This window comes from Pedobacter sp. AW31-3R (genome assembly GCF_052180285.1).
In the GTDB taxonomy this organism is placed as follows: Bacteria; Bacteroidota; Bacteroidia; order Sphingobacteriales; family Sphingobacteriaceae; genus Pedobacter.
In genome coordinates, this window is sequence record NZ_CP197475.1 from 6,459,220 (window position 1) to 6,472,253 (window position 13,034).

Annotated in this window: 8 protein-coding genes; 4 read left to right on the forward strand and 4 right to left on the reverse strand. The window is 44.5% G+C overall.

Annotation, left to right across the window (positions count from 1 at the left end; genetic code table 11):
* Positions 1 to 44: 44 nt before the first annotated feature.
* The 4 genes from ACSBL2_RS26315 (at position 45) to ACSBL2_RS26330 (ending at position 8,134) form a co-directional block, all read left to right on the forward strand.
* Entirely contained in the window at positions 45 to 1,064 is a 1,020-nt protein-coding gene (locus ACSBL2_RS26315; protein ID WP_442589526.1) for a FecR family protein, read from the forward strand.
* Positions 1,065 to 1,284: 220 nt separating this feature from the next.
* Positions 1,285 to 4,554, forward strand: coding sequence for a SusC/RagA family TonB-linked outer membrane protein (locus ACSBL2_RS26320; protein WP_442589527.1), 3,270 nt, complete (start codon positions 1,285 to 1,287; stop codon positions 4,552 to 4,554).
* Positions 4,555 to 4,571: 17 nt separating this feature from the next.
* Entirely contained in the window at positions 4,572 to 6,230 is a 1,659-nt protein-coding gene (locus ACSBL2_RS26325) for a RagB/SusD family nutrient uptake outer membrane protein (RefSeq protein ID WP_442589528.1), read from the forward strand.
* Between the two features lie 74 nt (positions 6,231 to 6,304).
* The gene (locus tag ACSBL2_RS26330; protein ID WP_442589529.1) at positions 6,305 to 8,134 is read left to right on the forward strand and encodes a right-handed parallel beta-helix repeat-containing protein; all 1,830 of its coding nucleotides are present in this window, start codon (positions 6,305 to 6,307) and stop codon (positions 8,132 to 8,134) included.
* A 101-nt stretch (positions 8,135 to 8,235) separates the two neighbouring features.
* On the opposite strand, the gene ACSBL2_RS26335 is transcribed toward ACSBL2_RS26330, so the two are convergent.
* The 4 genes from ACSBL2_RS26335 to proC all read right to left on the reverse strand — a co-directional run bounded on the left by ACSBL2_RS26335 (position 8,236) and on the right by proC (position 13,033).
* Positions 8,236 to 9,489 (reverse strand): pyridoxal phosphate-dependent aminotransferase, encoded by a 1,254-nt coding sequence (locus ACSBL2_RS26335; protein ID WP_442589530.1) that lies wholly within the window; start codon positions 9,487 to 9,489, stop codon positions 8,236 to 8,238.
* Positions 9,490 to 9,515: 26 nt separating this feature from the next.
* Positions 9,516 to 10,847, reverse strand: a complete 1,332-nt coding sequence (argH, locus tag ACSBL2_RS26340) for an argininosuccinate lyase (RefSeq protein ID WP_442589531.1) — start codon at positions 10,845 to 10,847, stop codon at positions 9,516 to 9,518.
* A 296-nt stretch (positions 10,848 to 11,143) separates the two neighbouring features.
* Positions 11,144 to 12,211, reverse strand: a complete 1,068-nt coding sequence (locus tag ACSBL2_RS26345) for a M20 family metallo-hydrolase (protein ID WP_442589532.1) — start codon at positions 12,209 to 12,211, stop codon at positions 11,144 to 11,146.
* Positions 12,212 to 12,214: 3 nt separating this feature from the next.
* Complete coding sequence (proC, locus tag ACSBL2_RS26350; protein ID WP_442589533.1) at positions 12,215 to 13,033, reverse strand: pyrroline-5-carboxylate reductase; 819 nt, start codon at positions 13,031 to 13,033, stop codon at positions 12,215 to 12,217.
* Between the last annotated feature and the right edge of the window lies 1 nt (position 13,034).

Sequence of the window (13,034 nt, forward strand, 5' to 3'; positions counted from 1 at the left end):
AAACCGCCTAGTACATCCCCTGTCCTGAACTGGTTATGTTGTAGATGGCCGAGTTAAACAGAGTAGTATTGCAGGAATTACTGCAAAAAGAAGCAGAAGGAACACTGACCCCGCATGAACAGCAAATGCTGGAGGAATGGCACCATACATTTGATGTGCCTGAACGTGCGCAGGAAGTATTCCGGGATAGTCAACACGAACAACTCGTTAAACTCAGGTTGTTCAACAGAATCCTGAAAAGCGGGTATACTGAAAAAGAAAAAATTCCCCCGAAAAAAACAATCCGGTTTCATCCCTCCTTTCGCTGGACAGCAGCAGCAATATTCCTTCTCGTGCTGGGTTATGGTACCCTTCAGCTAAAGAAAAGCAAGATTCCACCACACAGCTATGCAGGAATAAAGAAAGCCAGTTCCCATCCTTTGCCCAAAGGAGTAAAAAGAATTGTTCTGGCCGACGGAAGTACCGTCATCCTGAATAAAGACAGCCATTTAGATTATCCGGAAACATTCGGCAGCAATACCCGTGAAGTTTATTTACGCGGAGAAGCCTATTTCGACATTCAGCATGATGAAAAAAAACCTTTCCTGGTACATACCGGAAAATTAACCACGCGGGTTTTAGGAACTGCGTTTAATATCAAAGCCAAAGCAAATGAAAATGATGTTGAAGTTACGGTATCACGGGGTAAAGTAGCCGTATCCGACCAGCAGAAAACACTGGCCGTATTGCTACCCGATCAGAAGATCAACTACCATGTCAATTCCAGTACTGCAGAGAAATCTTCTTCCAATGCTAAAATTGCTACGTTATGGAAAGAAGAAGACCTGGTGCTGAACGATATCGCCATGGATCAGGCCATCAACCTTCTGGAAGAACGTTATGGTGCTGAAATCAGCCTGGCAAGCGATCAGATCAGCCACTGCAAATTTACGGCTTACTTCCTCAATACGACCAGCCTCAGGCAGGTACTGAGTGTCATCAGTAAACTCAATAACCTCAGCTATACACAAACAAAAAATGGAGTATACATCCTCTCCGGAGACGGGTGTGAAATAAAAAAATAAAACACAAATGAAACAACACTGATCCTCAGCACACCAAGAAAAAAATGCCCTGAGCCATAGCATCTCAACTCAATAGCTACAGGGCATCGCGAGTATTAACAAAAATTAAATTATTAAAACCCAATTGCAAGTTATGAAAAAAAACTTTGCGTGTAACCTTTTGCCTCTGAATCCAAATCATTTTGGACAACAAAGAGCTATAGTTGTATTACTCAGCCTTATGAAATTAAGCTTCCAAGTATTATTAATCCTGCTGGTCTCTGCCCAACTGCTGGTGGCCAGTACATTAAAAGGACAAAATCTAAATGAGATCAGGATCAAAATAGATTTCAGAAATGTTTCCCTAACCACTGCCATACAAAAGATACAGCGTAAAACACAGTTCCGCTTCGCGTTCAAAGAGAGCGACCTCAGCAACATGGCCAATATCTCCCTGCCGAATGAGGAAAGATCATTCAAGGCCACACTGGACCTGCTCTTCAAAAACCAGGGCATTGCCTATACACAGGTTGAAAACAGCATCCTGTTATTCAAAAAAAGCGCTGCTGCGGAAAGCGGTATGCTTCAGCAAGAGGGATCCGGTCAGTCTGCCCTCCTGATCAGCGGTAAAACACAGGATGAAAAAGGCCTGGGCTTAATCGGGGTCAGTGTAAAAGAAAAAGGAACCAGCAATGGCACAACAACAGACGCCAATGGTTTTTACAGATTAAACGTAAGCACTGAAAACGCCATCCTTGTTTTCTCTTATATTGGGTATACCACTAAGGAAGTTACTGTAGGTACACAGAAAAACATCACGGTTGTACTTACTGAAGATAAGAAACTACTGAACGATGTGGTCGTTATTGGTTATGGTACCGTTAAAAAGAAAGATGCAACAGGCGCCATTTCCACGATCAACCCTGATGGGTTCAACAAGGGAAGCCAGATCAATGCACAGGATGCATTGTTAGGTAAAATTGCAGGGGTAAATATCACTCCCGGTAGTGGTGCCCCTGGTGATGGCGGAACTATCCGGATCCGCAGCGGATCGTCCCTCTCTGCCAGTAATGACCCGCTAATCGTTATTGACGGAGTACCTATCGACAATACCTCTATTCAGGGATCTTCCAATATCTTAGGCATCATCAACCCTAACGACATTGAAAGTTATACAGTCCTCAAGGACGCATCTTCAACTGCCATCTACGGATCACGTGCCAGCAATGGGGTCATCATCATTACCACCAAAAAAGGATCCCGCAGCGGTGCCATGGCTTTAAATTACAGCAATAACTTTACTACAGGTTCCATCACCAAAAAAATAGATGTATTGAACGGTGATGAATACAGGGCATTCATCACCACACACAATGCGGCCTCCCCGACGGTAATAGCCGGACTGGGGACAGCAAATACCGACTGGCAGGATGAGGTCTTCCGTACTTCTTTCGGACAGGAGCACAACCTGGGCATATCCGGAAATTTGAAAGCTATTCCTTACCGGATTTCCCTGGGGTACAACAACCAGAACGGTATCATCAAAACGAATAACTATGAGCGTTTTACCGGAAGCCTCAATTTAAGCCCTACTTTCCTTGACAACCATTTAAAGGTGAATATGAATGTGAAAGGCAGCCATGAAACAAACAGGGATGCGGATGAAAATGTATTGGCCTCGGTCCTGACTTTTGATCCTACACGCCCTGTGTTTGAAAGCAACGCCAATAATTATGGCCTGGGTTATTTTACCTGGTTATCTTCCACAGGAACGCCCCTGACCATCGCTGATGCCAATCCTGTGGCGGCACTCGACCTGCGCAACAGTACCTCAAAAATCAACCGCAGTATCGGGAATGCTTCCATCGATTATAAAATACATGGCCTGGAAGATTTACGTTTCAACCTCAACCTGGGATATGATGTGTTAAAAAGCAAAGGACATGAGCTGATTGAAGACAATGCCCCGGCAACCTATGTAGCGGTTAAAAAAGACGGACAAGGCCTTGATCATACCTATACCCAGAAAAAAGACAATCAGTTAATGGATTTTTATGCCAACTACACCAAACAACTGGGCATACATAACCTGGATGTACTGGTAGGTTACGGCTGGCAGCACTTTACCTCAAGCCTGAATGATACACAGCTGAACAGAAGAGCTGAGCAACTGTTCGATCCTACCCATTACGAGTCAGAAAATTACCTGATCTCCTTTTACGGACGTCTGAACTATTCCATCGCTTCAAAATATCTGTTCACCGCAACCTTACGTTCTGATGGTTCAAGCCGCTTCACGAAAGAGAACAGGTGGGGATATTTCCCTTCAGCAGCTTTTGCATGGCGCATGAACCAGGAAGATTTCATGAAAAATTCGACGGTGGTTTCCGACCTGAAGCTACGCCTGAGTTATGGCCAGACTGGTCAGCAGGATATTGGTTCAGATTACCCGGCCCTGTCGACTTATACGGCAAGTTATAACAATTCACGTTACCAGTTAGGTGATGAATGGTATACCACCTACAGACCTAACGGATATGATCCGAATATCAAATGGGAGACAAATGAGACTTTCAACCTGGGTCTGGACTTCGGTTTCCTGAATAACCGCATTACCGGTAGCGTAGATGCCTATCGCCGCAACACGACCGACTTGCTGAACCAAATCCCCGTAGCCGCAGGATCAAACCTGGCAACTGAAATTTATACCAATGTGGGATCCATGAAAAACTCAGGTATTGAGTTTGCCATCAATACCGTCCCTGTTTCCGCTACCAACTTTAAATGGGAAATTGGTGCAAACATTTCACATAGCAAATCTGAAATCACGAAGCTGAATACCATCGATGCCGCAAATTACGGAGTGATGATCGGCCCGGTTTCAGGAACAGGAAAAACAGTACAGATCCATTCTGTAGGGTATGCCCCATACACCTTTTACCTGGCACAACAGGCATATGATGAGCAGGGCCAACCTATTGAAGGACAATACGTACAACCTGATGGCAGTGTTTCTTCTACAGCCACACTGGTTAGAAACCACTCTGCAACACCTTCAACCTATCTGGGATTAACTTCCAGATTCACTTACAAACAATGGGACCTGGGTTTTAATGCACATGCTGCATTCGGACACTCCATCTACAACTATGTAGCCGCCAATGACCATATGGGAAGTGTGTACGAAGCGAATACCTATAAAAACATCCAGCAGTCGACCATGGACAGTGGTTTTGAAGCAGAACAGCTGTATTCGGATTACTTCCTTGAAAACGGTAACTTCTTCAGAATGGATAACATCACCTTAGGATATACTTTCCCGAAAATCGGAAAGAGAAAAAGTTCCCTCAGCATCTCTGCAGCTGTTCAGAATGTATTTGTGATCACGAAGTATTCCGGCCTTGATCCGGAAGCATTTTATCGCTCAGGCAGTACTTCATACCTGGGTATCGATAAGAACTTATACCCAAGACCAAGAGTCTTCATGGCAGGTCTAAAATTTAATTATTAATCATGAGCTACTCATTTATGAAAACTATATCTCGTTTATTTACCCTATTCTTATTTTGTATAGTTGTGTCCTCTTGTACCAAGGACCTGGATACTTTACCTCTTGACGACAATGAACTGGTAGCCGATAAGTTATATGCCGATGCCGCGAACTATAAAGGTGTACTGGCCAAATGTTATGGCGCACTTGCCTTAACCGGTCAACAAGGTGGCGATGGGGGTGACAATGACCTGGGTTCCTTCAACGAAGGCTACGGAGGATATACCAGGATCCTCTTTTACCTGCAGGACCTGACCACAGACGAGGTGCTGATGCCCTCCTCCACCAATGGCTTGCGTGAATGCTTAACCATGAGCTGGACGCCCAATACCGCAGTGATTCAGGGTGCTTATACCAGGCTTTACCTTACTATCGGATACTGTAATGAATTCCTGCGCCAGACTACACCTGAAAAACTTGAAGCCCGCGGCGTAGCCAATGCAGCGGAAATCAAGAATAATTTGGCAGATTACAGAAATGAAGCCAGGTTCATCCGCGCTTATTGCTACAGTGTGCTGGGTGACCTTTTCGGAGATATCCCTTTTGCCACTGAAGAGCTTGGTGTAGGAACAATGCCACACCAGAAATCACGTAAGGAGGTCTTTGCCTATGTGGAAAGCGAGCTGCTAGACCTTGCAACAACCCTAAAAGACCCGCATGCCAATGAATTTGCGAGAGTAGACAAAGCTGCTGCCTGGTTCCTGCTGGCCAGGATATATTTAAATGCGGAAGTTTATACGGGCCTGAGCCAGTATGCGAATGCCTATAAATATGCAAAACAGGTAATCGATGCCAATTTCCCTTTGGCCAAAGAATACCGCAATAACTTCCTTGCCGATAACCATACCTCAACAGAGATCATCTGGCCATTGGTACAGGATGGACTGAACGGACAGTCATCTGCCGGAACAAACTTCTTCGTCAAGGCATTCGTGAACGGCAATATGCAAAGTTATTTCGACACCGGTATCGGTACCAAAGGCTGGGGTAACGTACGTGTTAAACCACAGTTTGTCGACAAATTTGATGTGGCAGACCAGACCTTCAATACAGCCGATGTATGGGGGAACACAAAAAAAGATAAAAGGGCACAATTTTTCACCATCGGACACAATAAACAAACAGCGACAGCGACCGGTAGCTTCTCTACCCTGTTCACAGATGGGTATGCACTCATCAAATGGCGCAATGTCAAGGCTGATGGCGGTGCAGCAAGTGACGGAACCTATGTTGATGTGGATTTCCCGCTGTTCAGGTCTGCCGACAGTTACCTGATGGCCGCAGAGGCAATTCTTCGTGGCGGTGGCGGTACAAAAGCAGAAGCCCTTGCCAATGTCAATGAAGTGCGGAACAGGGCATACCAATCAGGAGCCTATGGTACCGACCTTTCAGGGGCGATTACAGAAAGTGAACTGACACTGGATTTCCTGCTTGACGAACGTGCAAGGGAGTTCAGTACAGAGCTGGTCAGGCGTACAGACCTTATCCGTTTCGGTAAATTTGTAAAAAACAACAACTGGGCATGGAAAGGTAATGTACTGAATGGAAAAGACATGGATGACAAATATGTATTATTCCCGCTTCCGGCTTCTGACATCAGTGCGAACCCGAACCTGGTTCAGAATCCCAACTACTAGTCAGCTCTTTTTCTAGTCATACATTGTTTCCGGATTTCTATCCATCCGGAAACAATGCTTTTAATCCAATATACATGCAAAAACGAAAAACGGGTGCTACATTCCCGAATGCACTGCTTTTTTCTGTATTCTTATTTTCAGGAATTGACAGTGTTTCAGGCGGCAGTCTCCACGTACAACAAGCCGGCAGGCCAATCCCCAAAATATGGAATGTCCCTGCCGATTACCCCACAATTGCTGCTGCAGTCCAAAAGGCAGAAAATGGCGACCAGATTATTCTCGCACCGGGGATCTATAAGGAAAACACCATCGACCTGCATAAAGCCATCACCATTTCCTCGAAATGGAAACTGGATAAACGCCAGGAGCATATTGATAAAACAGTTATTGATGCCGAAGGAAAAACATTGTTTAATATCAATGTGGACGGTACTGAAATTAGCGGACTCAGCCTGATCAACGGGGACCATACGCTTGAAAACAAAGCCAGCGTCAGGATCATTCATAACCATTTCATCAATAACCTGGATGCAATCAGCATGGAAGGCGGAAGTGGCGGCTACATTGCTAATAATTTAATAGAAAATGACAGGGATGATGGTATTGATATGGATATCGGAGATGATGCGCGGCCAAACATCGGTACGGACATCGTGGTCACAGGCAATACCATTGTCAACAGCCATGATGATGGCATTGAGATCCGTTTATTCAAACGTCCGAACCAGAATATCCGGTATGACATTGGAAACAACCGGATCATAGGCAGCAAAAATGCCGGCATTCAGCTGATCTCTTATGATGTGCCAACAGGAAAGATCTTCAACATCCACCACAATACCTTCCAGTATTGTAAAACCGCATTGGGCTGTATGTCGGGTGGAAGAACAATGGAAAACCTGGAAGGAACCGACAAAATGGATGAAACGGTATATTTCTATAACAATAGTATCGCCTACAATCAAATGGCCGCAACAGGCGGAAACCATATTGTCGCCATCAACAATGTACTATACAAAAACACCTTAGGCGGATTTAAACATTTCGGAGCGGAGTCAGTTCTTGTAAATAACCTATTTTATGATAACAATGGTGCCGACCTGACCGACATAAACAGCCATGTTGCCATGATACACGCACAGGTTAGCCTTGGGGCCGATCCGGGATTAAATGAACTGGAAGCCCTCATGGGCAAAAACAGCCAGCCTGCTCCTAAAGCAGGCTATTCTTCTGCCGGTAATGACATGGTGGTTACGGAAGCTGAATTTACAGTAAACGGTAAACAATCCGGAGAACCGGGTAATGGCAGTGCGCCCTTCTGGAAACAGGTTGGAGGTTTGGCTGAAGCAACACTTTCTACCCCGAACGCCCTCTCTTCTACTGTAAAACTACCTAAACCCGGCATCTATGAATTCTTGTTTTCTTCTTCCCTGCAAAGCTCCGGATCGGATAAACTTACTGTCAGGTATATCAGCAAGGCTAAAAAACAGGAATATTTGTTCAGGGACACCAAAGAAAATACTTTCCAGGCAGGAGGTTTTCAATATGCCTATGGTACGTTCAGGGAAGAGCAACCGAACAATAGCCTGGCCCGGGGTGCCGTTTTAATGGAAAAGGGCGCTGCGCTGGAATATTCATTAGGGATCACTCAAAGCAGGGACTACTTCCTATGGATAAAGGCGAAAACCAGCAGTAAGTCAGCCATGATGGACTTTACCTATGACCATAAAACACAGGGGCTCATTGAGGTCAGCAACCGTTCCGGATATTCCTGGTACAAACTTGATTCCACCATTCAGGCAGATGCCGGACAATGGAGTTTAATCCTGCATGCGCTTTCCGGAAACATTCAGGTAAAGGATATTCTCTTTACCCCCGACGCGACCTTTAATCCTGCAAAATAAACCCAGTAAAACAGTATCCATAAACAGCGAGGCTGCCAGATCATCTCTGGCAGCCTCGCTGTTTTTATATCACCTGGTGCATCACACAGGTTAGAAAATGCTTATTTTAATTTTCCCAGTGCAGCTTTGATACGCGGGATCATTTCATTGATATCTGTCAATGAACAACCGCCCACAGAAGCACGGAACCAGTTTTCATTCTGGTCAGTACCGAAAGCCGAGAATGGCACCAGGGCAACACCAGCCTCATTAATCAGATAAAACACAAGGTCGGTCGCATCTTTCAACAGCTCTCCCGAAGCCGTAGTTTTACCGATATAATTGATTTCAAGGGTCAGATAAATTGCACCCATCGGTACAATTGCATCCACCGCAAATCCTTCATTCTTCAATTCCTGGAATCCATTATACAAGGCATCAAGGCTCAGCTGAACTTGTTTTTTGAAAGAAGTAAGGAAATGATCCACCTGGGTTTTATCTGCAAAATAAGTCGCCATCGCCACTTGTTCCGCTTTAGGAGCCCATGCACCAATGTGCATCAGAAACGCCTTCATTTTACTGATCACCTTTGCAGGTCCGAATCCCCAGCCTACACGCACACCTGTTGCTGCCAGACATTTTGAAACCCCGTCAATATAGATGGTATATTCTTTAATTTCAGGACGCAGGCTTACCGGATTCACATGTTCCTTACCAAAGGTAAGCAGTGAATAAATCTGGTCGTACATGATATACAATGGCTTCTCTCCCTCTGCCCTCGATTTATTCTCTTCAAGAACCATATCACAGATCTCAGCCAGCTGCTCTGCAGTGAACATCGTACCTGTAGGGTTCAAAGGAGAACATAAAGCCAGTAAGGTAGCACCTTTGATATGTGGTTTCAGCAATGCTGCAGTCGGCATAAAATTAGTTTCTGCAGTAGTCTCTACCGCAATTCCCTTTGCGGAAGAAAGATGAACATAATGGTTATTGTTCCATGAGGGTGCAGGATAAATCACCACATCTCCAGGATCAATCAAAGCCAGGTAAGTTGCATAGATCAACGGACGTGAACCGGCTGAGACAAGAATCTCATTGGTTTCAAAATCAAGGTCATACCTGTCTTTTAATACTCCCGCAATTGTCTGGCGTAAAGGCATAATACCATCTGCCGGCGGGTAATTGGTATGGTGAGCATTATATGCTTTTATAATCTCGTCTTTCAACTCTACCGGAATAGGGAAAATTGAAGGGTCGAAATCACCTATGGTCAAATTGGCAATCTTAGCACCTTTACTTTTCAGCTCATTTACCTCGTTACCGATTTTAATGATTTCTGATCCAATAAGGGAGTTTGCTAATACCGATACATTCATTGCTTTTATTTTATTAGTGGTTAGAATTAAGCCAGCAATTGTTGGATTGCTGATTTGGTTTTTTCAAAATTAAACTGGTCGAGTATGGCCTCCATCATTTTCTCAATTTCCTCATTGCACAGGTTGCCAATACTTCCTTCATGGGTATGATTTACTTTTATGCCCGGTTCAAAGGTACCATTTTCTATAGTTTCTCCTACAATCTTATAGGCTTCCCGGAAAGGAACCCCTTTTAATGCCAGGTCATTCACCACCTCCACGCTAAACAGGTACGCATATTTTTTATCGGCCAGGATTTCTTCCTTGATATCGATATGCTGAAACATATAAGCCGTCATTTCCAGGCACTCATTTAGCGAGGTCATGGCAGGGAATAAGTTCTCTTTTAATAACTGCAGATCCCTGTGGTAACCGGATGGCAGGTTGGTTGTCATCATCGCAATCTCATTCGGCAATGCCTGAATTTTATTGCAACGGGCACGGATCAGCTCAAAAACATCAGGGTTCTTTTTATGGGGCATAATGCTCGATCCTGTGGTCAGTTCATCGGGAAACTTGATAAACCCAAAATTCTGATTGATAAACAGGCATACATCCATCGCCATTTTGGCCAATGTTGCCGCCACAGATGACATGGCCTGCGCCAATATCCGTTCTGTTTTACCCCTACCCATCTGTGCGTACACCACATTATAGTTCAGGTTCTCAAAACCCAGTAGCGTAGTCGTCATCGACCTGTTTAAAGGGAAAGAAGAGCCATAACCGGCAGCAGATCCCAGCGGATTTTTATTGCAGATCTTCCAGGCAGCAAGCATGACTTCCATATCGTCGACCAGGCTTTCTGCATAAGCACCAAACCAGAGCCCAAAAGATGAAGGCATGGCAATCTGCAAATGGGTGTAACCCGGTAATAATTTATGTTTATGCTGATTGCTCAGCGCAACCAATTGCTGAAATAAAGAGGCAGAATTGTGGACCATCTCCTCAATCCTGTCACGGAAAAAGAGTTTCAGGTCGACCAAGACCTGGTCATTACGTGAACGTCCGCTATGGATTTTTTTTCCTGCTTCCCCAATACGTTGGGTAAGCAGCCATTCCACCTGTGAATGTACGTCTTCAACTGTATCTTCAATGATGAACTCCCCGGCTTCAATCTCTTTATAGATATTTTTAAGCTCCTTTTGAATTTCATCCAGTTCCGCAGCGGTTAGTAAGCCAATACTTTCCAGCATCTCTACGTGCGCCAGAGAACCTAAAACATCAAAAGCAGCCATTTGCAGATCAAGCTCTCTGTCTTTACCAACCGTAAAGCTCTCAATGTCTTTGTTTACTTCTATATTTTTTTGCCAGATTTTCATTAGTGAATATTGTTTTTTTAAAAGTTATGAAGCTATCATCAGCATTTTTCATTAGCTCTTATTGTTCTTTATTTGTATTCAAGAACTCGCAAGCTCGGTTTTTCATTAGCTCTTATTGTTCTTTATTTGTATTCAAGAACTCGCAAGCTCGGTTTTTCATTGCTGTTTGTAATCAGTATGCTTATGACGGTTTCATTAGAATATGACTTGTTATTATCTGTTATGAAGCTATCATCAGCGTATTCATTGCTTCTTGTTAGCAGTAAGCTGATGATGGGTTCATTAGAATATATTTGTTATTTTCCGTTAATTACCGGTTTAAGCATATCAATATACAACTGAATCCCTTCAGCGATTTCATTCACATACACATATTCGTCAGCCATATGGGAACGTGCAGAATCACCGGGACCAACCTTTACCGATGGAATGCTCAGCAGTGCCTGATCTGATGTTGTCGGTGAACCATAAGTTGTCCTTCCCAATGCTATACCTGCCTGCACCAAAGGATGCTCTTTGTCTATGGACGAAGGTTTTAACCTTACCGAACGGGGTTTAACTTCACAATCCACATTGGTACGGATAATCTTCAGGACCTCTTCATTCGTATAGGAATCCGTTACCCGCACATCCACTGTAAACGTACAGGTTGCCGGAACCACATTGTGCTGTGATCCTGAATTGATAATCGTTACCGACATCTTCAGCGGGCCAAATACTTCAGACACCTTTGCAAATCGGTAATTCCTGAACCATTCAATATCCTTCAATGCCTTATAAATGGCATTATCTCCTTCTTCCCTTGCTGCGTGTCCCGCTTTTCCGGTCACTGTACAATCCAGCACCAGCAATCCGCGCTCTGCAATAGCCAGGTTCATGAGTGTGGGCTCCCCTACAATACCAAATTCCAGTTCACCGAGCTCTGGCAGGATACATTCCAGGCCATTATTCCCAGAAATTTCTTCTTCTGCTGTGGTAGCCAGACAAATATTATAACTCAGTTCTTCCTGTTCATAAAAATAAAGAAAAGTAGCGATCAGTGACACCAGGCAACCACCTGCGTCATTGCTCCCCAGTCCATACAACTTTCCGTCTTCAACCTTTGGCTCATAGGGGTCGCGGCTATATCCTGAATTCGGCTTCACCGTATCGTGATGGGAATTGAGCAGTAAGGTGGGCTTTGAGGCATCAAAGTGTTTATTATAAGCCCAGATATTATTTAACTTACGGTGTACAGGAATATTCCGTTCTTCCAGAAACCGTACAATGACTGCTGCTGTCTGGTCTTCTTCTTTACTAAAGGATGGAATGCTGATTAACTCTTTCAGCAGTTCCAGGCTATCCTTTTGCAGTATTTCTATCATAAATTATTCTTTTGTATATAGTGCCCCCGCTTTAATAGCAGACAGCTTAATGCCTTTGATCAGGGACGAACTGAAGCCATTGTGCTCCATTTCATTTAAACCGGCAATTGTACATCCTTTAGGCGATGTCACCTTATCGATCTCCTGTTCCGGATGCGATTGCATCTTTAACAACAAATCTGCCGCTCCCTTTGCAGTCTGAACAGCCATTTTCAAGGCCTCATCTGCATGGAAGCCGATCTCTACGCCACCCTGGGATGCCGCACGTATGGCACGCAGGAAGAACGCAATACCACAGGCACATAAAGCCGTTGCCGAGGTCATCAGTTCTTCATTTATCTTCACCACAGCGCCTACCGTTTCAAACATACGGACCACCTCGTCCACATGGGATGCAGAAGCATTATCGGTGGCTACACAGGTCATAGACTGTCCGATAGCAATTGCCGTATTCGGCATCGCACGAATCACCTCAAGTTTTTCATGCAGCTTATTCCTGATATCGGCACAGCTTACCCCTGAGGCTACGGAAATCACCACATGTTTCTGCACATCAATGACACCTGCAATCTGCTCCATCAGGTCATTCAGCTGCTGCGGCAAAACTGCCAGCACAATGATGTCTGATGCTGCAACCACAGCCGCATTATCCGCACTCAATACATATCCGTCCTCAGCAAAAGAACTCAGCTTAGTGATATTCCTTCGGGTCAGGCTAATCTGCTTTGCCTCTACATAACTGGCCTTTACCAATCCTTTGGCCAATGAAATACCAATATTACCACTGCCAAGTATGGCTATTTTTCCTGTATATCTTTCCATC

What these genes read in the sequence shown, in the direction of transcription:
- ACSBL2_RS26315 (WP_442589526.1), top strand. Translation starts at nt 45, where the DNA reads ATGGCCGAGTTAAACAGAGTAGTATTGCAGGAATTACTGCAAAAAGAA.
- ACSBL2_RS26320 (WP_442589527.1), top strand. Translation starts at nt 1,285, where the DNA reads ATGAAATTAAGCTTCCAAGTATTATTAATCCTGCTGGTCTCTGCCCAA.
- ACSBL2_RS26325 (WP_442589528.1), top strand. Translation starts at nt 4,572, where the DNA reads ATGAAAACTATATCTCGTTTATTTACCCTATTCTTATTTTGTATAGTT.
- ACSBL2_RS26330 (WP_442589529.1), top strand. Translation starts at nt 6,305, where the DNA reads ATGCAAAAACGAAAAACGGGTGCTACATTCCCGAATGCACTGCTTTTT.
- ACSBL2_RS26335 (WP_442589530.1), bottom strand. Translation starts at nt 9,489, where the DNA reads ATGAATGTATCGGTATTAGCAAACTCCCTTATTGGATCAGAAATCATT.
- argH (WP_442589531.1), bottom strand. Translation starts at nt 10,847, where the DNA reads ATGAAAATCTGGCAAAAAAATATAGAAGTAAACAAAGACATTGAGAGC.
- ACSBL2_RS26345 (WP_442589532.1), bottom strand. Translation starts at nt 12,211, where the DNA reads ATGATAGAAATACTGCAAAAGGATAGCCTGGAACTGCTGAAAGAGTTA.
- proC (WP_442589533.1), bottom strand. Translation starts at nt 13,033, where the DNA reads ATGGAAAGATATACAGGAAAAATAGCCATACTTGGCAGTGGTAATATT.